The sequence below is a fragment of the Catenulispora acidiphila DSM 44928 genome, from assembly GCF_000024025.1.
Taxonomy (GTDB): Bacteria; Actinomycetota; Actinomycetes; order Streptomycetales; family Catenulisporaceae; genus Catenulispora; species Catenulispora acidiphila.
Window position 1 is genome coordinate 2,197,684 of the sequence record NC_013131.1, and the last position, 24,847, is coordinate 2,222,530.

Sequence of the window (24,847 nt, forward strand, 5' to 3'; positions counted from 1 at the left end):
ACGAGAAGCGGTGCGCCGGGGTCTCCGGCTCGTGAGGGAGGTGCGCTCGTGCGGTGTGCTCAGGTGATGCGAGTGCTCGGCCGTACGGATCTGCGCTGTGCTGTGTGGTGTTGTGGGGTGCTGCGGTTGCGCGTTTCTTGCTCGAGTTGCTCGGTAGGGTACGAGATTTTGTCAGCTGGCGGTAGGTATCGAAAACAATCGCTCACGGACGTCCGGTGACGGCATCGGTCCGATCCGGGCCAGCGCCAGCCACGCCGCGGCCGCCGCGCCGTCCAGGGCCCGGCTCACCTCGGCGTCCGGCCAGCGCTCGCGCAGCATCCGCCGCACGCGCTCGGCGACCGGCGTCGGATTGGTCAGAACGCTCCCGGCCAGGACGATCGGGCTCGTCGCGTCGGGACCGCGCACCGTGGTCAGGGTCGCCGCGAGATGCTCGACGGCGCGGTCGGCGATCGCCTTCGCGACCGCGTCCCCGCCCTCGCAGGCGGCGGTCAGCAGCGGAGCCAGACGCGCCAGGGCGGTCGGCGGCTCGGACATCACCGCGGCGACCATCTCCCGGGCCGTCAGCGGCGTGTCCGCGCCGGCGTCGGCGCCGGATGCCGGACCGGCGACCGGCGAGCTCCCGCGCAACCGCAACGATTCGATCACCAGGTCGGTCAGCACCGTCGCCGGGCCCTCGCCGTCCAGTTCGGCCATCGCCGCCAGCACCGCCTGCCGTCCCAGCCAGAAGCCGGAACCGCGGTCGCCGAGCAGCCAGCCGTGGCCGTCGGCGCGCGCGGCCATCGTGCGGTCCTTCACCGCGATCGCCACCGCGCCGGTGCCCGACAGCAGCAGCGAGCCCTCGGCGGCGGCGGTCCCGGCCGCGAAGGCGATCAGCGCGTCGGGCTCGTACTCGATCGGACAGCGGATCCCGGTCTGGTCCCAGACCCGGGTGAACGCCTCGCCGCCGGGCATGTCCTCGCCCGAGGGCAGGGCGCCGCCGCCGGCCAGCCCGAGCACGACGTGCCGCACGTCCGCCGGGTCCAGCCCGGTCAGCGCCTGCGCCACCGCCTCGGCCAGCGCCGCCGCGGCGCGCTCGGGTCCCAGCCCGGTCGGATTGCCCCCGGAGGCGCGTCCGGCACCCCGCCTGAGGCCGTGCGGCGTGACCGCCAGGACCCGCGTCGAGGTTCCGCCGACGTCGAGCCCGAGGACCAGCGCCTCGTCGGTCATGGTGCCCTCTCGCCTCTGCCGCTGCGGCGTGGAACGTTTCAATTCCGCGTTGCGTGGAACTTAGAACCCGGATAAGGGGACGTCAAGGGGTGACCCTGAAGTGCAACGGTAATGATGCCGTACGGTACACGGCCGGGGCGCAGCGGCCACCGCCGCCGGTCCTTGAAACGTTCCAACCGGACGCGCGTCCTCGCCCGGCCTGTCAAGACCTGGCTGCCCTGTTTCCGACTGTGCCACACAAACCCCAGGCGGTCTAGACCGCCCGGTACGGTGGGTGGAAACAGGATGTTGACTCCGGCGAGCGCGGCCGTTTAGCCTCCTCGGCACGGTACCGGCCGGATCGGGATACAAGGGGCGTGCGTGACGAAGAGCGCGGGCATGCGGGATGTGGCCCTGCTGGCCGGGGTGTCGGTCGGCACGGTCTCGAACGTGCTGAACCGCCCCGACGCGGTGTCCCCGGGCACCCGGGCACGGGTCCAGGCGGCGATCGCGGAGCTGGGCTTCGTGCGCAGCGAGAGCGCGCGGCTGCTGCGCGCCGGCCGCAGCCAGGTGCTGGCCCTGCTAGCGCTGGACCTGGCCGACCCGTTCTTCGTCGGCGTGCTGCGCGGCGCCGAGCAGGCCGCCCGCGCCGCCGATCTCGGCGTGCTGGTGATGGACAGCGCCTCCAGCGCCGCCACCGAGGCCACGCACCTGGTGATGCTGGCCCAGCAACGGGTTCGGGGCGTGTTGGTGACTCCGGCGGACGCCAGCGGCGCGACGCTGGCGGAGTTCGGCCGCGCGCGGATTCCGTACGTGTTGGTGGATCGTGACATACCGGGCGGAAACGGATGTCGGGTGCTCGTGGACGACGTCGCCGGCGGCGCGATGGCGGTCGCGCACCTGATCGCCGGCGGACACCGGCGCATCGCCTACGTCGCCGGACCGCTGGAGCTGCCGCAGTACCGGGACCGGCTGGAAGGCGCGCGTCAGGCGATCGCCGAAGCCGATCCGGACGTGGAGCTGGTGACGCTGCTCGGCGCGCGCGGGGACGTGGCGGCCGGACGGGACGCCGCGGCGCGCATGCTCGGGCTGGGGGAGCGCCCGACCGGGGTGTTCTGCGGCAACGACCTGATCGCCTTGGGGATGCTGCAAGGGCTGTTCGCCGCCAGTGTGGCGGTACCGCAGGACGTGGCGATCGTTGGCTACGACGACCTGGAGGTCGCGGCGGCGGCGGTCGTGCCACTGTCGTCGATACGGCGCCCCGCCTCGCGCGTGGGCAAGGAGGCCGCGGAGCTTCTGGTCGAGGAGAGCGGGGCGGCGGCGGGGCAGCATGTGCACCGCGAGCTGGTTTTTCAGCCGGAGCTGGTGGTGCGGGCTTCTAGCTTGGGGGCGGCGGCTTCGACGGCTCGAAACCCGGACAGCTGAGCACCGGCAGACGCGGGTACTTCGGGAAGCGCGGGTCGGTGGCGGCGCGGGTGCAGCGCCAGTAGACCGTGCCCTTGCGGGTTTCGTTGCGGTTCACGTGTGTGCACAGCGCGCATAAGCCGGGGTCCGGTCCGGCGGCGTGTGGGGAGTGTTCGTGCTTAGAGCCCTCAGAGCCCTCAGAGCCCTCAGCGTTCTCAGAGTCCTCAGACATGCGCGCTTCCGCCGTCGGCTGCCATCGCCGCGGCGATCGTCCGGTTCGTCGCGGCCCAGCGTTCGGCCTCGACCTTCGGCAGTACGTCTTCCCAGATCAGCAGGCATGATCCGCGCATCTGCAGCATGCCCTCCGGCCGCGCGGAGAACCACCAGTGCAGGTGGTCGCCGCCGTCGCCGTAGCGCGCGACGTGGACCCGCGCGATCCCGCCGAGGGTGAGGATCGCGCGCTCCACACGCTGGAACAGCGCGCCCAACTCCGCGGCGCGCTCGGCGGGCAGGTCCGCCAGATCGCAGTGCTCGCGCGGCTCCAGCATCACCAGCGCCGGGATCGACGCCTCGGGGAACGTCCGCAGCCGCCAGTGCTCGTCGGTCCAGATGTAGTCGGAGTCCTGCCAGGAGCACGGCTGGCACGGGGTGCCGCCCGGCGCACCGTTGCGCGCCGGCTCCGGAAGCACCGGCGGCTCCAGCTTCTTCACCCGCAGATCGCCCTCGAAGGGGAAGATCTCCCAGCCCGGGATGCCGTCGGCGTCGAAGGGGATCTGCTCGCCGATGGGCAGGTGCTTGACGTAGTCGCTGGGTTCGGTCGCCATGAGCAGAGGATAGCCAAACGGCCGGTGGCAAAGGATCTCCGCCTTCGCCTCCGGCCGTCGCGCTGCGTGCCGCGTCCGCTTCAGCTCACTTCTTCTTGGTCTTGGTCTTCAGCCACTCTTCCTTGTACTCCTCCATGATCGCGTGCAGGTGATGCCCGATCTTCAGGTAGTCCAAGTCGTCCAGGTTCGCCAGCGACACCCGCACCGACCATCCCGGTCCGTCGAAGCCGCCGCCGTTCAGCAGCACGACAGAGGCCTGATGCGCCAGGCGGAACACCACGTCGGTGGGTTCGTAGGTCTCCATCAGGAAGTCGGCGAACTCCCGGCTCTCGAAGGCCTCGGCCTCGGCGAGGATGTCCAGCTCGACGTAGTAGCAGGCGCGGTCCGGGTCGTCGCTGATGTGGTGGACGCCGATGCCCTCCATCAGCAGGTCCAGGCGGCGGTGGACGATCGTGCGCAGCAGCTCCTTGTACTCCTGGCCCTCCGGCAGCAGGTCGAACAGGGAGAACAGCATCATCATCGTCTGCTGCGGGGTGGACAGGCCCGCGGTGTGGTTCAACGCGACCGCGCGGCTGTCGGCGACCAGGCGGTCGATGAACTTCGTCTTCTCAGGGTGCAGAGTCAGGGTGCTGTAACGCCGGCGCAGCTCGTCCTTCTTCGCCTTCGGGAGCTTGGCGAGCATCTGGTCGAAGACGTTGTCCTCGGCCACCGCGATCACGCCGAGGCGGTGGCCGGTCGCGCCGTAGTGCTTGGACCAGGAGTAGACCAGCGCCGTGTTGCGCGGGCAGGTCGCGGCCAGGGAGCGGAAGCCGGGGACGAACGTGCCGTAGACGTCGTCGGTGATGATCGCCAGGTTCGGGTTCTTGGTCCGGATGATGTCGGCGATGCGGTCGCGGACCCGGTCGGACATCGCCATCGACGGCGGGTTCGAGGGGTTCACCAGCATCACGGCCTTGACCTTCGGGTCCGCCAGCCGGTCGACCTCGGAGTCGGGGTAGCGCCACATGTGGACGCCCTCCTCGGTCATCATGTCCGACTTCACCTGGATTACGTTGAAGGAGTAACGCTCCAGCTCGGGGATCTCGATGTAGGGCGTGAAGATCGGCGTCATCAGGGCGATGGTGTCGCCGGGGTGCAGGATGCCGTTGGTGACCAGCGTGTCGAACAGGTAGCACATCGCCGCCGTGCCGCCCTCGGTCGGGAAGACGTCGACCTTGCCGGGCGTCTTTCCGCCGTACATCTCCTCGGCCAGATAGGCGCGCACGACCTTCTGGCAGTGCTTGAGCGCCCGCGGCGGGTCCGGGTAGTGGTCGCCGATCCAGGCGTCGGTGAGCTCGCCGATCCACGCGTCGGCGTCGAACTTCAGCTGGGTGACGCCGTAGTCCACCATGTCGCGCAGCAGCCGCACCCCGGTCATCCCCGGATTCGCCAGGCAGAAGCGGTCGAAGCGCACGCCGCTCCCGGCCACCTCCGGCATCCCGCCGAGGTTGTCCATGGTCCAGACCCGCCGCGACTCCTGCAGCGCGAAGGCACCCAGCGCCAGATACGCCTCGCGCGGCCCGGTCGCGATCCAGTTCGGGTTCCCGCGCCCGGCGTTGAGCATCTGCGCGGCCGACTTCTTGTGCGTGTCGGCCGCCAGCGCGATCAGCTCACCCTTGAGCTCGAACGGACTCAGGGCGGACCACTCCTTGATCTTGCCGCGGGACAGGCCCGCCGACGTGACCGTGGAGGGGACACGCTTGCGCGGAGCGGCGGTGTTGTTCTTGGCGGTGGCGCCCCTAGCGCTCTTGGCGCTCCTGGCGCTGCCAGCCTTGGCGCGCGCGGCGCTCTTCTTCTCCGGAGTGGTGGCGGTCACGGCAGATCCTTTCGGCGATCGGGCACGCCGATGACCGTCGGCCACCGCGAAGCCCCTGCAGCGAGAGGATCACGCACCGGCGACCCGGGCGCGCGGAGCTGAGCCGTAGGTGTGATGAACCGCAGCGCCCGACGCGCGTTTAAGGCTCCGGATACGACCCGGGCTCAGCGGGATTCTCCGGCTGCCAATCCCGCCCGAGCCGATTCATCGCCTCATCGATCCGATCCCGCTCATTGCTGGAAACCACCGCAGCAGCCTCCGCATCCTCCGCCGCCTCCCGCTCCGCCCGCTTCTGCGAACGCCGCACCGCCAGCCATCCCCCAGAAGCAATGGCCGCCAACGAAGCCCACACCATGGGCCGGTTCCACCACGACCGACCCCCCTGCAAGGCCACCACCAACGCGAGCACGGCATGCATCACGAACTCCCGTCGCCGACCAGACGCCCCATCGCGCGCCACGTGGCCACCATGATTTCCGCCCCCGCCCGCCCCGACCGCCAGGACACGCCAGCCACGCCCTCCCGATGCCCCGATCGGTTGATTTGCCTGATGGTCGGGTGGTGGGGGCGGGTTGGTATCGGCTGACCGCGGTCACATGATTCGGCCGGTGGTTGGCTAGCACTGGCGGCCGAACCGGCGCTCCGCCCGAGTTTTCTCGCGCCGCCGAGTCCGCCGAGTCCGCCGAGTCCGTCGAGTCCGTCGGCCAGGGGGAGGCGACACTGGGCCGAACGGGTGGCGGCGTTCCCCGGCGGCGTAGTCCCGGATGCGGGGCGTCACGCGCGGTGTTCGACTGCTGAGGATTCGGCAAGCGGGTACTGGTCCAACACCTCGGAGGCCTGATGATCGGGCTGGCAGCGGCAGCGATGCTGCTGGTGCCGACGACGGCGACCGGCGCGCCCGCCGCGACCGCCGCCCCCGACCTCCCCGCCGCGCTGTCGGCACTGTCGGTGGCGGTCCAGGCCACCGGCGGCCAAGACGTCTCCTACGCGATCGTGGTCCACAACACCACCGACCACGCCGTCCCCGACGCCCTGATCACCCAGCAACTCCCCCCGAGCCTGCACTACATCACCGCCACCCCGCCCCCGCACCACACCGGCCACCACCTGACCTGGACCCTCACCATCCCCGCCCACGGCACCACCCGCATCACCACCACCAGCGCCGCCGACCACCACCTAGCCGCCCGCCCCCTGGACCACACCCCCCAGCCCGGCACCCCCCACCGCGGACACCACCAACAGCAGCTCACGACAGTCTGCGTCCGCGAAGCCACCGGCCCCCAATCCTGCGCAACAGAACCCGCCGCCCCCGGCCCGCACCCACTACCCCGCCGCCAACACGCCGCCCTCACCACCACAGCCGCCGCCACCACAGCCGCAGCCCTGCTAGCCGCCACCCGCCTACGCCGACGCCGCCGCACACCACGCGCCCTGGAGCGAGCCGGCGTTGAGGGATGACGCACGGGCCGACGCGGCCGCATCCGAGGGCACTGACGCGGGCGCCGACGCGGCGGCGGTCGGCTCGGCGGCGCGGGCATCGGGGAAGGCTGATTCGGGCGCTCGGGCGCGGGCCGGTGATGGCAGGTCGGACCGGGTCGCTGCCGATCCGGGAGCCCAGGCGTCGACTAGCGCGGATGCTCGCGCGGCGGCGGCGGCGGTCGGGTCGGCGGCGCGAGCATCCAGGAAGGCCGATGCGGGCGCTCGGGCGCAGATCGGTAATGGCAGATCGGAGCGGGGCGCCGCCGATCCTGGAGCCCGGGCGTCGGCTGGTGCTGGTGCCGGTGCTGGTGCTCGCAGGTCGGGCGATCGCAAAGCTCCGATTGCATCCCGCTGCTCCGGAGCGCATCTGCCAGCTGAATTCGCCGCTGGCGGCGCCGCGCCTCCCCCACCACCCGACTCCACCGACGCCGCCCCACAACCTGCCGCCCCGCAGCCGCCCGACCCCCACCGCCGCGTCCGCCTCCCCTCCGATCGTCTCAGTCTCATCGGCGCCATTGCCCTGGCCGTAGTCCTTGCTGCGGCAGGCGTTGTCGGCCACCGTGCGGGCTGCGACCTGCGCCAGGAGATCCTTCACCGCGCGGCGGCCTTTCCTCGCTTCCTCCTGAATGTGGTGCAGGTTCTGGCGTTCCTGTCCATGATCGGCGTGCCGATCGCGCTTGCTGTCGAGCGCCTGGTCAAGCGGGAGACTGTGCAGCTCGTCGATGCCGTCGGCGCCGCGACGCTTGCCTACCTCGCTGCGTTCAGCGTCAATGTCGCGACGTCTCACTTCCAGGATTCCGCCGTCGCCCAAGCTGTTGGCGGTGCGACGCCGATGCAGGTCCAGCTTGCGGTCGGGGTCGCCGCGGTCACCATCCTCGGGTTCAGCCGTTCCCAGTACCGCACGCTCTTCTACAGCGCCGCCGCGCTTGGCGGGCTGGCCGTCGTGCTGCTCGGGCAGGACTCTGTCACCGGCGTTCTTTTGTCGGCGCTGCTCGGCCGTATTGTCGCGATGGCTTGGCTCTCCGTACGCGGCGTGCTCGACACCCGTCCCGGCATGGGACGCATCCTCGCCGAACTCACCCACGACGGCTTCCGCGCCCATCCCGGCACGGTCCGCGCCCTCGACCCCGGTACCGACGGCGCGCGACGCTTCCGGGTCAGCGTCACCGCCACCGAAACCCACCACAGCTTCGACTGCCTCGCCGGCCACAAGCGCGCCCCAGCCGCCGCGACCACGCCGACCGCCTCGACCACGCCGACCACCCCGAACACCCCAGCCGCCCCGCCCCCCACCCCCAAAAAAACCCTCGACCTCTCCGTCCTCGACCAAAGCCAGCGCGCCGCCTACCTCGCCCCCCGCATCTGGCAGTGGATCCGCCTGCGCGGCCCGGTGCGCCGCCGCAGCTTCTTCTCCCTGCGCCGCACGGTCGAAAGCGAAGTCCTGATGGCCATGGCGGTCGAGGCCGCCGGCATCCGCACCCCGCGCCTGCGCACCGCGCGCCAGGTGGACCAGGACACCGCGCTGCTCGCCTACGACCACCTCGACGCCCCGCGCGTCGCCGACCTCCCCGACCGTGCCTGGACCCCCGCCCTGCACGGCGGTATCTGGGCCCTGTGGCAGCACTTGCGCAGCCGCCAACTCGCGCACCGGGAGCTCACCACCGACCACCTCCGCCTGGACGCCGCCGGCGGTCTGTGGCTCACCGATGTCGGCTACGGCGAGATCGCCGCCGAGGACCTCCTGTGCCGCCTGGACGGCGCCGAGCTCCTCGTCTCCCTCGCCCTGCGCGTGGGTCCGGCGCGCGCCACCGAGGAAGCCGTCGACGCCCTCGGCCCGGACACCGCCGCCTCCCTGCTCCCGCTGATGCAGCCGATCCTGTTCTCCGAGGACACCGCCAAAGCCCTGCGACGCCACCGCGCCGCCGGCGGGCGCGCGGACATCGTCGGCAGCATCCGCGACCGCATCATCGCCCTGCATCCGGAAGCCGACGTCCAGCCGGTCAGCCTCGAGCGCGTGCGCCCCCGCACCGTCCTGAGCATCGTCGGCGGCGCGATCGCCTTCTACCTGCTCGCCACCCAGCTCACCGGCTTCCAGGTGCCCGAGCTCGACACCTGGCAGGCCTGGGGCTGGGTCCTCGGCGCCGCCGTCGCCTCCGGTCTCACCTACGTCGCCGCCGCCCTGAACCTGCTCGGCTGCGTCAAGGAACGCCTGTCCTTCCGCACGACCGCCACCGCGCAGGTCGCCGCCGCCTTCGCCGGACTGGTCGCCCCGGCAGCCGTCGGCGGCCTGGCCGTCAACACCCGCTACCTGCAACGCGCCGGCATCCCGGTGGCGCGCGCCGTCACCGCTGTCGGCGGCTCGCAGGTCATCGGCTTCGCGTGTTACCTCGTGCTGCTGCTGGTGTTCAGCGCCTTCGCCGGAAAACATCGGCAGGAAGCCGGCGGCCTGTCGGCGATCACGCCGTCGGCGACGGTCACCGGCGTGGTCATCGCACTGGCCGTGATCGGCCTGCTGGTCGCGGCGATCCCCCGGCTGCGCGCCGTCGTGGTGAGCCGGGTCAAGCCGCTGGTCACCGACATCGGCCCGGAGTTCCTGCAAGTCGCGCGCTCCCCGCGCAAACTGGTGCAGGCGTTCGGCGGCGCGGTGGGACTGCCGCTGGCGGCCAGCGTGTGCCTGTGGGCGTCGGTGAACGCGGTCAGCGGCAGCGAGGTGAACCTCGCCGCGATGGGCGTGGCCTACCTGGTGGCCAAGGCGGTGGGCTCGCTGGTCCCGACACCCGGCGGCATCGGCGGCGTCGAAGCCGTGCTCGCCGCCGGTCTGACCGCCGCCGGCGTGCCCTCGGCGACGGCGGCGACCTCGGTCATCGTCTTCCGGCTGCTGACGTGGTGGCTGCCGGTGATCCCGGGCTGGTTCGCCTTCACCGCGCTCCAGCGGCGCGGCGCGCTCTGAAACCGAGGGAATCAGTACCCTGATCCAGGACGCACCAGCCCCGACTCGTACGCGATCACGACCACCTGCGCCCGATCCCGCGCCCCGAGCTTCGTCATCGCGCGGTTCACATGCGTCTTGGCCGTCAGCGGCGTGACGAACAGCTGCCCGGCGATCTCCTCGTTCGACAACCCGGTCGCGACCAATGTGACGACCTCCAACTCCCGTGCGGTCAGCGCGTCCAACGGAGCGCTGACGGTCGGCGCCGTATCAGAGGGCTGAGCCAGGAAGCGGGCGATCAGCGCCCGCGTGGCGGCGGGGGAGAGCAGCGAATTGCCGCCGGCGACGATGCGGATCGCCCGCAGCAACTCCTCGGGATCCACCCCCTTGCCGAGGAACCCGCCGGCTCCGGCACGCAACGCCTCGGCGACGTACTCGTCCTGCTCGAACGTCGTGAGAATCAGAACCTTGACGCTTCCCAGCGCCGGATCCGCCGCGATCAGCCGCGTTGCCTCCAACCCGTCGAGCACCGGCATCCGGATGTCCATCAGCACCAGATCCGGACACAGCTCCTGCGCCAGCTTCACCGCCGCCGCGCCGTCCCCGGCTTCGGCGACGACCTCGAAGTCCGGAGTGGAGTCCAGCAGCAGCCGGAACGTGCCCCGCAGCAGCGCCTGGTCGTCAGCCAGCAGGATGCGGATCGGCGCGCTCACGCGACAGCCTCCGCCGACGAGCCGAACGCCCTATCGGCGGTCTTTTCGTAGACCACAGAAGGGTTATCGCCACGGTTCGTACCTCCAGCGCCAGCGACAGCCACACCGCCAGTACCAGCCTCAACCCCAGCCGCCCCCCGAGCCGGCAGCGGCAACTCCGCCTCGACCCGGAACCCGCCACCGGCCCGCGGTCCCGCCGCGAACGTCCCGCCGACCGCCTTGACCCGCTCTTGCATCCCGATCATCCCGTGCCCGGTCCCCATCCCCGACCGCGCCGGACCCCGGCCGCCGTCGTCGTCGACCCGGATCCGCACCGCCTCGGGCGCGAACTCCACCCGCACCCGCGCCAGCGCCGAACTCCCGGCGTGCTTGTGCGTGTTCGTCAGCGCCTCCTGCACGATCCGGTACGCCGTCAGCCCGGTCAGCGCGGGCATGGCCGGCATCGGCGCCCTGGCGTCAGCGCCGAGACCGGCCATGACCACGTTCAGCCCGGCGTGATGGAAGGACTCCACCAGCGCGTCCAGATCCCCGAGCCCCGGCGCGGGCTCGCGCGGCGCCGCGGTCTCGTCGCTCGCGCGCAGCAGCCCGACCGTCGCGCGCAGCTCGTCCAGCGCCGAGCGCGAGGTGTCCCGGATCCGCTCGAGTGCCTCATAGGCGTGCGAGGGATCGGTCTTCATCAGGTGGTGCGCCACCCCGGCTTGCGCGTTGACCAGCGTGATGTGGTGCGCGACCACGTCGTGCAGCTCCCGCGCGATCCGCATCCGCTCCTCGGTGACGCGCCGCCGCGCCTCCTCCTCCTTGGTCCGCTCGGCGGTCTCGGCCCGCTCCATCGCCGAGGCGAACAGGTCCCGCCGGCTGCGCGCGGCGTCGCCGACGGCCACCGCGAGCCCGACCCAGGCGATGAAGCCGAGGTTCTCGGCGAGCTCGTCCATGCCGGGCCGCAGGATCAGGGCCAGCGCTGTGAGCGCGACTGCTGTGACCGCTCCGACACGCACCGTGGTGGGCCGGTCGGAGCGCTTGGCGAAGGAGAACAGCGCGATGGCGCAGGCGATCGGCGGAATGCTCGGCACGCCCACGAACGGCATCGCCGCGACCTCGACCGCCGCGGTGCCCACCACCGCGCCCAGCGGCCAGCGGCTGCGGAACAGCAGCGGGATGGCGACCGTGGTCAGCAGCGCGGCCGCCGTCTCGGCGCTGACGTGCTTGTGCAGCGCCGAGACGAACATCGCCGGGGACAACAGGACCAGGTACAACAGGGTGGTGACCACGTCCCGGCTGGTCGTGCCGGGACGCACCCACTCTTTGATCCGGTCCACAAGAGTCACCGTTTCACTGTATGCGGTGATTCGCGGAGGCCAGCTCCGGCTCGTCGTACGGGCCGTCCGTCGCCACCGCGCCCGGAACCGGCTCCGGCTCGCCCTCCACCGACATGTGCGGCAGCACCTTGTCCAGCCACGCCGGCAGCCACCAGTTGGCCTTGCCGAAGCGGTGCATCAGCGCCGGGACCAGGATCAGCCGCAACATCAGCACGTCCAACAGGATCGCCACGGCCAGCGCCATGCCGAACTCGGCGATGACCCGCTGCCCGTTGAACAGGAAGGCGCCGAACACGCAAGCCATGATGATGCCCGCGGCCACGATCACCTGGCCGGTCTCGCCGTGGCCGACGCGCACCGAGCGGCTGTTGTCCTTGGAGTGCGACCACTCCTCGTGCATCCGGCTGATCAGGAACACCTGGTAGTCCATCGACAGCCCGAACAAGATGCTGATCACGATGACCGGGACGAACGCCTCCACCGGCCCGGCGCCGCCGGCTCCCAGCGCCTCCGAACCCCAGCCCCACTGGAACACCGCGACCAGCGAGCCGAACGCGACGCCCATGGTCAGCAGGTTCATCGCCACGCCGATCAGCGGGACCAGCAGGCTGCGGAAGGCCAGGATCATCAGCAGGCAGCCCAGTCCCACGATGATCGCCACGAACAGCGGCAGCTTGCTGGTCAGCGTGTGGCTGAAGTCGTTGCTGATCGCGGTCGGCCCGGAGACCATGACGTGCAGCGTGGTCCCGGCCTCGGCCTTCGGGATCACGTCGTGCCGCAGCGTGCCGATCAGGTCGGTGGTGGCCTTGTCCTGCGGCGAGCTGACCGGCACCACCTGCACCACGGCGATCGCCTGGCCGGGCTGCGTGGGCCGGGCGGAGACGGCGGCGACGTCCGGCACGGTCTTGATCCGGTCCACCAGCGTGGTCAGCGCCTGCTGGTCGCCCGCCGCGGGGGTCTGCGCGACCAGCAGCAGCGGGCCGTTGAAGCCCTTGCCGAAGCCGTCGGCGAGCAGGTCGTAGGCCTGGCGCGTGGTCGTCGACTTCGGGTCGTTGCCCGCGTCGGAGTTGCCCAGCCGGATGGAGAAGAACGGCACCGCGACGACCGCCATGACCGCGATCGCCAGCAGCGCCTTGCCCAGCGGCTTGGCCTGGACCTTGCCGGCCCAGCGGGTGAAGACGGTTTCGGGATGCCCGGGGACGCCGGAGGGGCGCCGGCGCGAGGCGTGCGCGTAGGGGACCAGCACGCCGACGCCGGCCTGGCGCGCGGCCAGCTCCCGGCGCTGCTTCTTGCTCAGCACGCGCAGCTTCAGGAAGCCCAGCATCGCCGGCAGCAGCGTGATCGCCGCCAGCACGGTCATCGAGACGGTCACCGCCGCGCCGATCGCCATGCCGTTCAGGAAGCTCAGACCCAGCGCGAACATCCCGAGCAGGGCGATGACCACGGTCCCGCCGGCGAAGATGACCGCGCGCCCGGAGGTGTTCAGCGCCTTGGCGATCGAGTCCTCGACCGACAGCCCGGACATCAGACCCTTGCGATGCCGGTTCACGATGAACAGCGCGTAGTCGATGCCGACGCCGAGACCGACCAGGGTCGCCAAGGTCGGCGCGGTGGAGCTGATGGCGAACAGGTGCGAGAGCTGCCCGGTGCCCAGGATGCCGGTCGCGACACCGGCGACGCCGGTGAGGATCGGCATCACGGCGGCGCCGGCGGCCCGGAACACCAAGCCCAGCACGAGCAGCGCGGCCAGCACGCCGATCAGGTCCGCGGCGCCGCCGATCTTGCGCTCGGCCTGGCTGATCGCCTGTCCGCCGAGCTCGACCTGCAGGTTCGTCTCCCGCGCGCCCTGAGCGACGTCGATGATGTGCTGGACCTCGGCGTCCGGGAGGTCGTGCGCCTCTTGGGCGAAGTTGATGGTCGCGTAGGCGGTGGTCTGGTCCTTGCTGACCTGCAGCGCGCCGCGCGGACCGTCGTAGGGACCGGTGACCCCGGCCACGCCCGGCGCGGTCGCGATCTGGTTCAGCGCGCCGGTCATGCGCTGCTGCACGGCCGGATCAGTGACCTTGGCGCCGCCGGTGGTGTGCCAGACCACCTGGTCGCTGTCCCCGGCCGAGGCGGGCAGCGACTGCCTCAGCAGGTCCATCGCCTGGCTGGACTCCGAGGCCGGGATCGACATCGTGTCGTTGTACTTGGTCCCGGCCGAACCCGTCAGGGCTCCCAGGCCGATGATCAGCGCCAGCCAGACGACGACGGTGACGAGGCGGTGCTTGTGGCACCAGCGGGCAATGACGGACATCAGGGTTCCCCGGCCTTCTTCGAGCATGGATCGCGTGTTTATACGGTGCCGGGGAGCGGGGGTGCGGGGCGTCTGGCAGGCGCAGACACTTGCGCTGCTGCGGTCGTAGTACGTGGCAGGGGGAGCTACTGCCCAGGGAGCAGGGTCGTGATCACTTGGTCACGCTTGGCGATCCGGCCGCCTGTCCAGCAACGCCTCCAAGAACACCGCGACGCCGTCCTCCTGCACCGACCCGATCACGCCGTCGGCGACAGAGATCAGGCTCGGATGCGCGTTGCCGACCGCGAAGGCGAGCCCGGCCCACTCGAACATCGACAGGTCGTTGGGCATGTCGCCGAACGCCATGACCGCCTCGGCGCTGACGCCGAGGCGAGCCGCGTGCCGTGCCAGACCGTCGGCTTTGCTGACTCCCGGAGCCACCGCCTCGACCAGCCGCAGACCGTTGGAATGGTAGACGGTGACCAGATCCCCGACCGCCGGCCGGGCCAGGGCGAGCAGGTCGTCGGCGGACAGGCTCGGATGGCGGCCGATCAGCTTCGGCGCCGGACGCCGCCACAGGTCGGCTTCGTCGAGACGCCGCACGGTGACGTCGCGATCCCATTCCCAAGGCTCGTACAGGGGATCGGCGGCGAGGGAGTCGGAGTATTCGACAGCCAGCCCGATGCCGGGGATGGCTTCGCGCAGACCGCGCGCCACTTTCTCCGCCGTGGCGGGGTCGATGGCGTATTCGGCGACGACCGCGCGAGCGCGCAGGTCGTAGTCGTAGGCGCCGTTGGAGCAGACGGCGAGACCGTGCAGCCCGAAGGCGTCGGCGATCTGTCCCATCAGCCGCGGCGGCCGCCCGGTGACGAACACGAACGGCAGGCCGGCGGCCTCCAGCGCGGCGAAAGCCGCCACCGTCCGGGGCGAGACGGTCCCGTCGTGGCGGACCAGGGTCCCGTCCAGGTCGCAGGCTATGAGATCAGGCAGCGCCGGAAGAGTCATGGTCGCCATTGTCCTTCAGGCCGCTGTCCCCGAGACCGCGTCTTGACCCTTGAGCCCACGTCTTGACGCGGTCCGGTGCGGGCTACTACGTTTCACGGCGTCGAGCAGATTCATATTCGTGGGCTGTGTTCACGGATGTGAACGCAAGGGTGGAGGTCCGGCAATGACCGACTTGAAGATCGTGGACGTGGTCATCACCCCGGTCGCGCTGAAGGATCCACCGCTGCTCAATTCCTCCGGCGTGCACGAGCCGTTCGCCCTCCGTTCCATCGTCGAGGTCCAGACCGACGCCGGCATCGTCGGGATCTCCGAGGCCTACGGCGACGACGCGACCCTGGCGCTGCTGCACCAGGCTGCCACGGCGGTGGTCGGTACCGACGTGTTCGACCTCAACGAACTGAGCCGCCGGGTCGCGAGCGCGGTCGGCGGCTCAGCCGCGTCCTCGCCGACCGAGCTGATCGGCACGGCCAGCCACGACAAGACCGTCGCCCAAGCGACCGCGGCCTTCGAGGTGGCTTGCTACGACGCGCAGGGCAAGGCCACCGGCCGCCGCGTCGTCGATCTGCTCGGCGGCGCGGTCCGCGAACGCGTCGACTTCAGCGCCTACCTCTTCTACAAGTGGGCCGAGCACCCCGGAGACTTCGACGTCGACTCCTGGGGCGAGGCGCTGGACCCCGACGGCATCGTGAAGCAGGCGCGCCGGATGGTGGACCGCTACGGCTTCGGCTCGCTGAAGCTCAAGGGCGGCGTCTTCGCGCCTGAGGAAGAGATCGAGGCAGTCAAGGCTCTGCGACGCGAGTTCCCCGACCGTCCGGTGCGCATCGACCCGAACGCGAACTGGTCGGTGCAGACCAGCCACCGGGTCGCCGCAGCGCTGGAGGGCGAACTCGAATACCTCGAGGACCCGACGCCGGGCATCCCGGGGATGGCCGAGGTCGCGGCGAAGACGTCGCTGCCGCTGGCGACCAACATGTGCGTGACGAGCTTCGCGGAGATCCCCGAGTCGGTGCGGCTCGGCGCGGTGCAGGTGATCTTGTCCGACCACCACTTCTGGGGCGGCTTCCGGGCCACGCAGAACCTGGCGGCGCTGTGCCAGACCTTCGGTTTGGGACTGTCGATGCACTCGAACACCCACCTCGGGGTCAGCCTCGCGGCGATGGCGCACATCGCCGCCGCGACACCGAATCTGACCTACGCGCTCGACACGCACACGCCGTGGAAGTCCGAGGAGGAGGACGTCGTTCTCGGCGGCGGGCTCACCTTCACCGACGGCGCGGTGACGCTGCCTTCCGGTCCCGGACTCGGCGTGGAGTTGGACCGGGACGCGCTCGCCAAGCTGCACGAGCAGTACCTGACGTGCGGGATCCGGCGGCGCGACGATGTGGGATGGATGCGGCAGGTGCACCCGGAGTGGACCGGCAAGCGGCCGCGGTTCTGATGGTTCGGCGGGGGTCGGCTACGGATACGTTCGGAGGTAGGCCATGAACGCAGCGACGTATGTGTACCCCTGGGATGTGGTCGGGGACGCCTCGGCCGCCGAGTCGATCGCCGGGCTCGGCGTCGACCACGCGGTCGTCGCAGCGTTCTACCACGCCACGCGCGTCTTCACGCCGCGCCATCCGGTGCACCGGGTGGTGGTCGCCGAGCGCACCGCCTCCTACCTGCCGGTCGGCGACGCCTGGGAGCAGGTCCTGCCGGCGGCGCAGACCTGGGTGGAGTCCGAGGACGCCTTCGGCGCCACGGCTGCCGCGCTGGCCGCGGCCGGCGTGCCGACGCACGCGTGGGTCGTGGTCGACCACGTGGACCGCTTCGAGGCGCCGCACGTCGTGAACGCCTACGGCGACACCTATCCGTGGGCCCTGTGTCCCTCGCACGAAGCAGCGCTCGAATACGCGGTCGGTCTGGCGGCGGTGGTCGCCGCCCGCTCCGACATCGCCGGCGTCGAGTTCGAGGCCGCCGGCTGGTACGGCTTCGACCACCTGCACGAGCACGACAAGGTCGCCGGCATCCCGCTGTCCGAGGACGAGCTGTACCTGATGTCGCTGTGCTTCTGCGACGCCTGCCGCGAGGAGTATCAGGCCTCTGGCATCGACGTCGGCCGGCTCCGCGAGCTCGTGTGCACGCGCCTGGACGCACGCTTCGCCGCCTCCTCACCCCTGCCCGGCGGCCTTCCTGACGCCGACCTGGCCGCGGCGGTGCTGGCGACGCGCACCCGCGTGGCGAACCGCCTGCGCGGCGCGATGGTGCGCGAAGTGCGGACGCAGCGCGCCCACGACTTCCCGATCCTGTTCCACGCCAACCCCGACCCGCACCGCTCGACCGCCTTCACCGGCGTCGACGTGGCGACGCTGCCCAAGGACACCGGCGTGGTGGTGAACTGCTGGAACGGCAAGACCGACAACGTCGCCCACACCGTTGGCCACGACGCGCCGGTCGCCGCCGGACTGCTCGGGATACGCGGCATGGGAGCCGACAGCGAAGGGCTCGCGGCGCAGGCGATCGCGATGCGTGCGGCGGGCGCGAGCGGCATCCGTCTCTACCATGGCGGTCTGGGCTCCACCGCGGACCTGGACGCGATGCGAGGCGCGGTCACGGCGTTTCACGAGGGCGCGAGTTAGGGCACAGGGAAGTCCAACGCGGCGGACAAGGTGCGGAGGCAGACCGCACGCACCTCGTCGCGTTCTATCGCCTCGCTCTGAAGCCACTCGACGCACATCTCCCGGACGAAGACCAGCCAGGCTCGCAGTATCGCGGACGCCGTCTCGCGCGCGCGTCCGGTGAAGCCCGCGGCGTCCAGCATCCGCGCGCGCAGCACGGCGAGCTCGTCGTCGATGATCGCCTGGATCATCGGATCGCCGGCCAGCGTCCGGTTGGCGGCGAGCACGGTGAGCCGATGCGCGGCGAAGTAGTCGATGTGCGCGTCCAGGGCTGCCGAGACGGTCTCGGCCAAGGGCAGGTCCGGGTCGAGGTGGGAGTTCTCGAGCAGCCGTTCGGCGGCGCGCCGGTAGATCGCGGCGAACAGCTCGCGCTTGCCGGGGAAGTACTTGTACAGCAGCGCCCGCGACACTCCGACGTGCGCGGCGATGTCCTCCATGAGCACGTCGTCGTAGGGCTGTGTGGCGAAGAACTCCGCGCCGGCGTCCAGCAGTTCCTCGCGCCGCTGCTCGGGTTTGAGCCGTCGCCTCGTCACGGACCGCATGGTAGTTGACGCGTGTTCACCAGCGCGGGTACGTTCGTGCCCTGACGCTTAGTAGACACACGTCAACTACCGGGGAGGCGCGAGGTGAAGGCCCGCCGCATCGAAGTCACCGACGCGATCCGCGCATCCGATGAGCTTCCCGAGCTCCCCGTCCCCGACTACGCCAGCGCTTTCGCCGTTCCCATCCCGCAGACGGCGACTCGGTCGCCCGAGGACTGGGCACGATCAGTGTTCGAAGACGCGCCCTCGCCGATCCGCCGGCTCGTCCGCACGGGCTGGCGCTTCCCGCTCCGGTTCGACCTCGCGGCGCCCGGGCCCGACCAGGTGCTCGGCGCTCGCATCACCTCCAGCGCCGCCTCGCGGATCATCCTCGAGCAACGCTCGCCGGCGCTGCTCGCGCACAACATCGTGTCCGTCGAACCGGCCCGCGTCGTCTGGGTGACCGTCGTGAGCTACCGCCGCCCGATCGGGCGTCCGTTGTGGGCGCTCTCCGCGCTGATCCACCACCGGGTTCTGCCCTACCTGCTCACCAGAGCAGCCCGCACGTTGTGATCGGCGCGGCGTCCGTCTATCCCTGCGTGAGCCCGACCAACTTCAAGCTCAGCTGATACAACTCCGCCCGCGCCCGCGTGTCATAGGCCTGCTTCAAGGCCTGTGACTCCCGCTGCCGGTCGTAGAACCGTCCGCTGACCCCTGCCAGCTTCGGATCCGTCACGAGCCGCCACGTCGCCTCGACGCCGGTCTCCAGGCTGTCGATGCTGTGCCCGGCTTCCTGGAGCACCATCTTCGTCGGCATGTACGTCGCCGGATGCAGGCTGTTGAACGTGACCTCCGCTGCCGGCACGCGCTCGGCCAGCTCCACCGTCGAGGCGATCTGCGCCAGCTTGCTCTGGCAGTACGCCCGGATACCGCTGTACCCGTGCTCCAGCATCACGTCGTCGAACTCGATCTCCTGCTGCCCGAGCGAGGCGACGTTCACCACCCGCGCCGGCGCCGAGGCGCGCAGCAGCGGCAACAACTCCTGCGTCAACAGGAACCCGGCCAGGTAGTTCACCGCGAAGCGGAGCTCATAGCCGTCCTTGCTCTCGCGCCGATCGCGGCCGTCCGGCTCCCCGCTGCCGATGCCGGCGTTGCTCACCAGGACGTCGAGGCGCTCGGTGGCGCCCCGCACCGCAGCCGCAAGCTCGCGCACCTGCGCCAGCTCCGCCAGATCGGCACGGAACGTCGCGGGCCGCGCGACCCCGTGCTCGTCGCGGATGGCATCCGCGGTCGCATCGAGACGCCCCTGATCGCGTCCGTGCAACAGAACGGTGTCGCCCCCGGCGGCCAACCGATGGGCCAGCGCACGACCGAGGCCGTCGGTCGCGCCGGTGATGAGGACTGTGCGGGCATGAGTCATGGCACGGACTCCTAAGCAGACTTCATTGGGGTGTGCAGAACTCAGCCTACCCCTTGTCGAGACGGAACGTCTCGATTTATTGCCGGGACTGCCGCCAGCGCCGCTGCCAGGCGCGCCCCAGCGCCGGATACACGATCAGGTGGCGGAAGGGCTTGATGAACGCCATATACGCGGCGCCGGCGCGCCCGTTCGGCTTCACCAGGATCGCCAGCTGTCCGCGCCATCCGCCCCGGCCGTCGGGAACCCATCCGAGGTGCAGGATCCCGTGCATCGTCCCGTTGGCGATCTCCATGGCGCGCTCGTTCCCGCGCTCGTAGAGCAGGGTGAAATCAGAGGCTTGATTTGCAGGCGCCGCGTCCCGCAGCTGTTCCCGCAACTCCTCCGGCAGCCGGTCCCGCAGCGACGGCACGCGCGACCCGAGCCCGGTGGACTGCCGGTCCAGGCGCATTACCGCCCCCAGCTTGAACCGCAGCCAGAACAGCGCTCTGGTCGGCAGCGACGCGTCCTTCTCCAAGCCGCCGTCGAACACCGAGACCAGCACGGCGAAATCGTCCGGCCCGCCGCCCGGCGCCGGCAGTTCCCAGACGTCCTCCAGCAGGAAGTCGCCCGCGATCTCGTGGACCAGCCACGGTTGGGCGGTGTGCGCCGCCCCGGGGAGCCGTCGCATGACCGCCCCTTTCCCGATCAGGAGCCGGTCCGGGCACACCGCGCGGGATCGGTCAGATCCCCTGCCACGCCGGCTTCGAAGCGAACGTCGCCTTGTAGTAGTCCGAGAGCTTCAGCTGCTGCGCCGCGGCCTCGTCCACGACCACCGTAGCGTGCGGGTGCAGCTGGAGCGCCGAGGCCGGCACCATGCTGGAGACCGGGCCCTCGACGGTCGCCGCGACCGCCTCGGCCTTGCCCGCGCCGGTGGCCAGCAGGACCAGGTGGCGGGCCTGCAGGATGGTGCCGATGCCCTGGGTGATGACGTGCCGCGGGACCTCGTCCAGACCGTTGAAGAACCGGGCGTTGTCCACCCGGGTCCGCTCTGTCAGAGTCTTGATACGGGTCCGGGAGGCCAGGGAGGAGACCGGCTCGTTGAAGCCGATGTGGCCGTCGGTGCCGATGCCCAGCAGCTGCAGGTCCACGCCGCCGGCGTCGGCGAGCTGCTGCTCGTAGGCGGCGCAGGCGCCCGGCAGGTCCTCGGCGCCGCCGTCCGGGCCCAGGAACGCCGAGTCGCCGATGCCCAGCGGCGCCAGCACCTCGCGCTTGAGCACCTCGCGGTAGGACTCCGGGTGCCCGGCGGGCAGGCCCACGTACTCGTCGAGCTGGCACACCTTGAGGCGCCCCACATCCACCTGCCCGGCGGCGACCTTCGCGGCCAGCGCCTGGTACACCGGCAGCGGTGTGGAGCCGGTGGCGACGCCGAACAGCGCCTCGGGCTTGCGGGCGATCAGGTCGGCGACGGCCGAGGCGACGAGTTCGCCCTGGGCTGCGGCGTCCGCGACGATGACGACTTCCATGGCGACCCCTGGATCTGCTCTGGCACTGGACGGTGGCTTCGCTGGTACGGCTGTGGTTGCTGCGGTGGTACCGGTCTGGACCATTGGTATAGACCAAAGATACCGGAGTCGTGCGCGCCCCGCGCAGCCGGGATGTGACGGCGCGGCCAACCGTGCGAGACCGCCGGATGACGACCAAAGCGCCCTTTCCGGAGGCGGCGACAATTGTTACGGTCGCCGCCATGGCAAACCGTTCCCACCTCTACGCAGCGAACACGCTGCCCACCGGCGAGAGCCGTCCGGCCACGGTCGCGGGCATCTCCGAACACAACTGGAGCATCCCGCTGGCCCACCTGCTCCTCGTCAGCTTCGACACCCGCGTCGTCCCCTCGATGATCTGGGACCAGCGGATCGGAGTGGCCGGGGACTACGACCGGGGAGCGGCGCTGTTACTGGACCTGCTGCGCGTGGTGGGGGAGGAGGTCGAGGACGAGCAGGACTTCGTCTCGGTCGTCGCGACGACCAAGGCTCAGCTGGACAAGCAGCGGGCCAAGTACTTCCTGCTGGAGGCCGGCGAGATCCTCGACATGGACGAGGAACCCCTTGAGACGGCGACGGACCGGCTCGTCGCCGAGCACATCCCCGCTCTTGCCGCCCACGCCGAGGCCGCGATCGCCGGGGAGAACGCCGAATGGCTCGCCATCGCCCGCGGACGCTGGCGGGAGCACTTCTACTCCTTTTACAACGACACGCTCTACTACTCCTTCGAGACCGACTAGCGAAGGCTGATATCAGAGTTCGAAGTCCTCGCGGTTCTCGAATTCTCCGCGGTTCTCCCCGATCCACTCCCGCAACGACCGCGCCGGCCGCCCGGTGATCCGCTCCACAGCGTTGGTGACCGGCGCGGGCCGGCCCACCGAGGCCGCCGCGCTGTCCAGCAGCGACTCCAGGACCGGCGCCGACAGCCACGGCTCACGGCGGGCGAGCGCGTCCTCGCGGCTGATCGCGCGCACCGGGATCGTGCGCCCGAGGACCGCGCCGACGGTCGCGACCGCCTCGTCCAGGGACATCGATTCCGGTCCGGTGAGGATCTGCATCCGGCTGCGGTGGGTGTCGTGCAGGAGCAGATCGACGGCTGCTTCGGCGACGTCGCCGGGATGGATCGGCACGCACTGCGCCGCCGGATACGGAAGCTCCACGGGCTCGCCGGCGCGGATCGCAGTTCCCCAGTCCCGGTGCGCGTTGGTGGCGAGCCAACTGGGATACAGGATCGTGTGATCGAGGCCTGATTCGGCGACGGCTTGCTCGGCCGCCCGGTGGATTCGCCCGATCGGCCCACGGAATTCGGCCGCTTCGTAGGACGCGGGGGAGGACAGGAAGACGACGTGGCGTACCCCTGCCTCCTTCGCCGCGTGCAGGAACGGTGCGGCGCTGCCGCGGGTCGCGTAGAGGAAGACGGCGTCGACGTCCTTCAAGGCGGTCTCGAAGCCGTCCAAGCCGTCGGCGGCTCCGTCGGGTCCTGCCGGTGCGGTCAGATCCAGGCCGACGGTCTCGACGCCGTCCGGCACGGTCAACGTTCCCTTGTCCCGTGCCGAGGCGCGGACCTGCTGCCCGGCGGCGTGCAGCCGGGTGACGACACGGCGGCCGATGTTCCCGCGCGCGCCGGTGACGAGGACGGTCATGTCTGGACTCCCCGGATAAAATGGGTCGGATGCCCTGTTCGCCAAAACACCTTTGATTCCAAAGATAAAAGGAGAGGGCCCGCGTGTCCACCGAACCGAAGCGCACCCGGGGCGCGGCCGCGCCGTCCCGGCCCGCCGCCGACGCAGGCCTCGAAGACGCGGTCCGCGACCTGCTCCTGCTGATGCCCCGCCTGGTCGCCCGCGCCAAACGCATCCCCCCGCCGCCGGAACTCCGCGACCTCACCCTCGGCCCGCGCCACCTGTCCCTGCTGGTCTTCCTCCTGCTCGACGGCCCGATGACGGTCAACGACCTTGCCGCCCGCCTCCAGGTCGCGCCCACCACCACCAGCCTGGTGATCGCCGACCTGAGCCGCAAAGGCGTCCTGCACCGCGCCGAGGACGACACCGACCGCCGCCGCCGCATCATCAGCATCACCCCCGCCGCCCGCCCCGCCATCGAGACCTGGCTCGCCCCCGGCGCCGAAGCCTGGCGCCGCGCCCTGCGCCCCCTGACCCCCGCCCAACGCCGCACGGTCGTGGACGCGCTGCTGGCCTACGAGGCGGCTGTCGGAGAGCTGCGGGAGGGGTGAGGGGGAGAACGCGAACGCGCGGAAAGTGATCCGGTCGAGAGTGATCTGGTCGAAAGTGATCCGGTCGAACCGGCGATGGTTCCTGCGGGCGCTCGCCTAGGCGTTCACCGCAACCGGCATCGTGACGATCATCCGGGGATATCCGCGGCCAGGTGCGTTCTGCCTGGCGATCGTCCCGGTCTGTCTATCGTTCCCCAGCGAGCCTTCTCGCCTGTCCGTTCCACCACGATCGGGCCGCCCGGCGCCATTGCCGGCCTGCGACCCGACCCCACCGATGAGACCCACACGGTCTCACCGCGTCGTGCTGGTCCTTGCTACGTCAGCATTATCGAAGTCAGTGCACTGTCAATGCATCGCGCGCTGCCTCATAACAATCACCGATATCGGTACTCGCTCCCGGACTCACCCCGCCGCCGGAATCCCCTCCAGCCACCGCGCGTACTGCAGCGTCGAGATCAGCGCGATCGTCGACTCCGCACCCTGATTCGGGTTCCGCCAATCCTGGCCGAGGCCGTCGAAACCGCCGCCGGTGCTCTCGTCGAACATCGGGATCTTGCTGTCGTTGTCGCCGAGGAACCAATTGATCGCCATCCGCACGCCGGTCAGCCACTTGGCGTCGTTGGTCGCCGCGTACGCGCGGGCGCAGGCGTCGGCATAAGCCGCAGCCTCGATCGGCTGCTGATGGAACGCGGGGCGCGGGTCGCCGAGGGACCAGCCGCCGGCAGGTGTCGGTGACAGGTGTCCATCGCGCGTCGACAGGGTGAGGAGCCAGTCCAGCAGCCCCAGGCCGTCGCGCAGCAGGGAATCGTCGCCGAGGTACTGGCCGGCGGCTATGAGTGCCTCGGGCAAGGCGGGATCGCCGTACTCCAGGCGCGGCTCCGGCCAGGGCCACTCCGGATCCGATCCGGGGCGGCCGATGGTCTCGGCGGCATCGGCGAGCACGCTCAGCGCCGCCGGGTGGCCGGGGTGGGACGCGGCGACTTCGGCGGCGCCGAGGGCGGCATAGGCCATGGCATGGTTCAAGCGGCTCTGCGGGCCCAGGCCGGCGCGCAATTCCGCGCCGTCCGCGAAGCGTTCCAGCGCCACCGCGCGGATCCACGGCGTCGGACCGCGGTTCGCGGCGGTGCCCAGCGCCCACACCCCGCGTCCCCACCACTCGCCGGTCTCCGGCTCGTCGTGCCAGACGCGGTCCAGGCCCATGCGGTTGTGGAAACCGCGTTCGCGGTCTTGGGCGTGCAGCAAAAACGCCAGGTAAATTTCCGCCAGTCGCAGCAATTGCGCGGACGGATCAGGCTCCCGGCACACCACGATCAGCCCGCGCGTCACATCGTCCACGCAGTAGCCGTGCCATCGCTTGGGGATCGGGCCCCGGGCGTGCTCGAACAGTCCCGTGTCGTCGCTCATGCGCGCCAAGTGCGCGAATGAGGGCTCTGGCACCTTGCCGGCGAGCAGCCGCCGCAGCTCCTCCTCCGACGGCCGGGTGGCCAGATGATCATCGATCGCCATCA

General features: G+C 70.7%; 21 protein-coding genes. 8 read left to right on the forward strand and 13 right to left on the reverse strand.

Features of this window, described 5'->3' with window-relative positions:
* Positions 1-171: 171 nt before the first annotated feature.
* Complete coding sequence (locus tag CACI_RS09675) at positions 172-1,206, reverse strand: N-acetylglucosamine kinase (protein WP_012786155.1); 1,035 nt, start codon at positions 1,204-1,206, stop codon at positions 172-174.
* 360 nt (positions 1,207-1,566) lie between these two features.
* Between CACI_RS09675 and CACI_RS09680 the strand changes: the two genes are divergently transcribed.
* On the forward strand, positions 1,567-2,610 hold the full coding sequence (locus CACI_RS09680; RefSeq protein ID WP_012786156.1) for a LacI family DNA-binding transcriptional regulator: 1,044 nt from the start codon (positions 1,567-1,569) through the stop codon (positions 2,608-2,610).
* 203 nt (positions 2,611-2,813) lie between these two features.
* On the opposite strand, the gene CACI_RS09685 is transcribed toward CACI_RS09680, so the two are convergent.
* Positions 2,814-3,413 (reverse strand): hypothetical protein, encoded by a 600-nt coding sequence (locus tag CACI_RS09685; RefSeq protein WP_012786158.1) that lies wholly within the window; start codon positions 3,411-3,413, stop codon positions 2,814-2,816.
* Positions 3,414-3,498: 85 nt separating this feature from the next.
* On the reverse strand, positions 3,499-5,121 hold the full coding sequence (locus CACI_RS09690) for a bifunctional aspartate transaminase/aspartate 4-decarboxylase (RefSeq protein WP_041541450.1): 1,623 nt from the start codon (positions 5,119-5,121) through the stop codon (positions 3,499-3,501).
* Between the two features lie 987 nt (positions 5,122-6,108).
* Between CACI_RS09690 and CACI_RS53480 the strand changes: the two genes are divergently transcribed.
* Together CACI_RS53480 and CACI_RS09705 are read left to right on the forward strand one after the other, a co-directional pair.
* Positions 6,109-6,729: a hypothetical protein gene (locus tag CACI_RS53480; RefSeq protein WP_012786161.1), complete on the forward strand. Its 621-nt coding sequence runs from the start codon at positions 6,109-6,111 to the stop codon at positions 6,727-6,729.
* 649 nt (positions 6,730-7,378) lie between these two features.
* On the forward strand, positions 7,379-9,700 hold the full coding sequence (locus CACI_RS09705) for a lysylphosphatidylglycerol synthase transmembrane domain-containing protein (protein ID WP_012786163.1): 2,322 nt from the start codon (positions 7,379-7,381) through the stop codon (positions 9,698-9,700).
* 11 nt (positions 9,701-9,711) lie between these two features.
* On the opposite strand, the gene CACI_RS09710 is transcribed toward CACI_RS09705, so the two are convergent.
* The 4 genes from CACI_RS09710 to CACI_RS09725 all read right to left on the reverse strand — a co-directional run bounded on the left by CACI_RS09710 (position 9,712) and on the right by CACI_RS09725 (position 14,988).
* Positions 9,712-10,392, reverse strand: coding sequence for a response regulator (locus CACI_RS09710; protein WP_012786164.1), 681 nt, complete (start codon positions 10,390-10,392; stop codon positions 9,712-9,714).
* A complete protein-coding gene (locus CACI_RS09715; RefSeq protein ID WP_012786165.1) occupies positions 10,389-11,717 on the reverse strand; it encodes a sensor histidine kinase in 1,329 nt (442 codons plus the stop codon). Before CACI_RS09715 ends, CACI_RS09710 begins: the two co-directional genes overlap by 4 nt.
* A gap of 4 nt (positions 11,718-11,721) precedes the next feature.
* The gene (locus CACI_RS09720; protein ID WP_012786166.1) at positions 11,722-14,004 is read right to left on the reverse strand and encodes an MMPL family transporter; all 2,283 of its coding nucleotides are present in this window, start codon (positions 14,002-14,004) and stop codon (positions 11,722-11,724) included.
* Positions 14,005-14,163: 159 nt separating this feature from the next.
* Positions 14,164-14,988 (reverse strand): HAD-IIB family hydrolase, encoded by an 825-nt coding sequence (locus CACI_RS09725; protein ID WP_012786167.1) that lies wholly within the window; start codon positions 14,986-14,988, stop codon positions 14,164-14,166.
* 163 nt (positions 14,989-15,151) lie between these two features.
* On the opposite strand from CACI_RS09725, the gene CACI_RS09730 reads away from it, so the two are divergent.
* The gene (locus CACI_RS09730; protein ID WP_012786168.1) at positions 15,152-16,426 is read left to right on the forward strand and encodes a glucarate dehydratase family protein; all 1,275 of its coding nucleotides are present in this window, start codon (positions 15,152-15,154) and stop codon (positions 16,424-16,426) included.
* A gap of 43 nt (positions 16,427-16,469) precedes the next feature.
* Positions 16,470-17,606, forward strand: coding sequence for a hypothetical protein (locus CACI_RS09735; RefSeq protein ID WP_012786169.1), 1,137 nt, complete (start codon positions 16,470-16,472; stop codon positions 17,604-17,606).
* Here the strand turns inward: CACI_RS09735 and CACI_RS09740 are convergent.
* A complete protein-coding gene (locus CACI_RS09740) occupies positions 17,603-18,187 on the reverse strand; it encodes a TetR/AcrR family transcriptional regulator (RefSeq protein WP_012786170.1) in 585 nt (194 codons plus the stop codon). The genes CACI_RS09735 and CACI_RS09740 overlap by 4 nt on opposite strands.
* A gap of 84 nt (positions 18,188-18,271) precedes the next feature.
* Between CACI_RS09740 and CACI_RS09745 the strand changes: the two genes are divergently transcribed.
* On the forward strand, positions 18,272-18,739 hold the full coding sequence (locus CACI_RS09745) for a hypothetical protein (RefSeq protein ID WP_012786171.1): 468 nt from the start codon (positions 18,272-18,274) through the stop codon (positions 18,737-18,739).
* A gap of 16 nt (positions 18,740-18,755) precedes the next feature.
* On the opposite strand, the gene CACI_RS09750 is transcribed toward CACI_RS09745, so the two are convergent.
* The 3 genes from CACI_RS09750 to nagB form a co-directional block, all read right to left on the reverse strand.
* Positions 18,756-19,586 (reverse strand): SDR family NAD(P)-dependent oxidoreductase, encoded by an 831-nt coding sequence (locus tag CACI_RS09750; RefSeq protein ID WP_012786172.1) that lies wholly within the window; start codon positions 19,584-19,586, stop codon positions 18,756-18,758.
* A 76-nt stretch (positions 19,587-19,662) separates the two neighbouring features.
* Positions 19,663-20,253, reverse strand: a complete 591-nt coding sequence (locus CACI_RS09755; protein WP_012786173.1) for a DUF2867 domain-containing protein — start codon at positions 20,251-20,253, stop codon at positions 19,663-19,665.
* 52 nt (positions 20,254-20,305) lie between these two features.
* Complete coding sequence (nagB, locus tag CACI_RS09760; protein ID WP_012786174.1) at positions 20,306-21,088, reverse strand: glucosamine-6-phosphate deaminase; 783 nt, start codon at positions 21,086-21,088, stop codon at positions 20,306-20,308.
* A 221-nt stretch (positions 21,089-21,309) separates the two neighbouring features.
* On the opposite strand from nagB, the gene CACI_RS09765 reads away from it, so the two are divergent.
* On the forward strand, positions 21,310-21,846 hold the full coding sequence (locus CACI_RS09765; RefSeq protein ID WP_041540141.1) for a DUF7822 domain-containing protein: 537 nt from the start codon (positions 21,310-21,312) through the stop codon (positions 21,844-21,846).
* A 12-nt stretch (positions 21,847-21,858) separates the two neighbouring features.
* Here CACI_RS09765 and CACI_RS09770 read toward each other — a convergent pair whose 3' ends face one another.
* Positions 21,859-22,749, reverse strand: coding sequence for an NAD(P)H-binding protein (locus CACI_RS09770; protein ID WP_012786176.1), 891 nt, complete (start codon positions 22,747-22,749; stop codon positions 21,859-21,861).
* A gap of 83 nt (positions 22,750-22,832) precedes the next feature.
* Between CACI_RS09770 and CACI_RS09775 the strand changes: the two genes are divergently transcribed.
* Entirely contained in the window at positions 22,833-23,339 is a 507-nt protein-coding gene (locus tag CACI_RS09775) for a MarR family winged helix-turn-helix transcriptional regulator (RefSeq protein WP_012786177.1), read from the forward strand.
* 402 nt (positions 23,340-23,741) lie between these two features.
* Here the strand turns inward: CACI_RS09775 and CACI_RS09780 are convergent, their stop codons facing one another.
* Complete coding sequence (locus CACI_RS09780) at positions 23,742-24,845, reverse strand: hypothetical protein (RefSeq protein WP_012786178.1); 1,104 nt, start codon at positions 24,843-24,845, stop codon at positions 23,742-23,744.
* Positions 24,846-24,847: the final 2 nt, after the last annotated feature.

Bases quoted from the DNA above. Each gene is read 5' to 3' on its own strand.
- CACI_RS09765 (WP_041540141.1), top strand. From the start codon at position 21,310: ATGGCAAACCGTTCCCACCTCTACGCAGCGAACACGCTGCCCACCGGC.
- CACI_RS09770 (WP_012786176.1), bottom strand. From the start codon at position 22,749: ATGACCGTCCTCGTCACCGGCGCGCGCGGGAACATCGGCCGCCGTGTC.
- nagB (WP_012786174.1), bottom strand. From the start codon at position 21,088: ATGGAAGTCGTCATCGTCGCGGACGCCGCAGCCCAGGGCGAACTCGTC.
- CACI_RS09750 (WP_012786172.1), bottom strand. From the start codon at position 19,586: ATGACTCATGCCCGCACAGTCCTCATCACCGGCGCGACCGACGGCCTC.
- CACI_RS09725 (WP_012786167.1), bottom strand. From the start codon at position 14,988: ATGACTCTTCCGGCGCTGCCTGATCTCATAGCCTGCGACCTGGACGGG.
- CACI_RS53480 (WP_012786161.1), top strand. From the start codon at position 6,109: ATGATCGGGCTGGCAGCGGCAGCGATGCTGCTGGTGCCGACGACGGCG.
- CACI_RS09720 (WP_012786166.1), bottom strand. From the start codon at position 14,004: ATGTCCGTCATTGCCCGCTGGTGCCACAAGCACCGCCTCGTCACCGTC.
- CACI_RS09755 (WP_012786173.1), bottom strand. From the start codon at position 20,253: ATGCGACGGCTCCCCGGGGCGGCGCACACCGCCCAACCGTGGCTGGTC.
- CACI_RS09780 (WP_012786178.1), bottom strand. From the start codon at position 24,845: ATGGCGATCGATGATCATCTGGCCACCCGGCCGTCGGAGGAGGAGCTG.
- CACI_RS09675 (WP_012786155.1), bottom strand. From the start codon at position 1,206: ATGACCGACGAGGCGCTGGTCCTCGGGCTCGACGTCGGCGGAACCTCG.
- CACI_RS09685 (WP_012786158.1), bottom strand. From the start codon at position 3,413: ATGGCGACCGAACCCAGCGACTACGTCAAGCACCTGCCCATCGGCGAG.
- CACI_RS09730 (WP_012786168.1), top strand. From the start codon at position 15,152: ATGACCGACTTGAAGATCGTGGACGTGGTCATCACCCCGGTCGCGCTG.
- CACI_RS09735 (WP_012786169.1), top strand. From the start codon at position 16,470: ATGAACGCAGCGACGTATGTGTACCCCTGGGATGTGGTCGGGGACGCC.
- CACI_RS09740 (WP_012786170.1), bottom strand. From the start codon at position 18,187: ATGCGGTCCGTGACGAGGCGACGGCTCAAACCCGAGCAGCGGCGCGAG.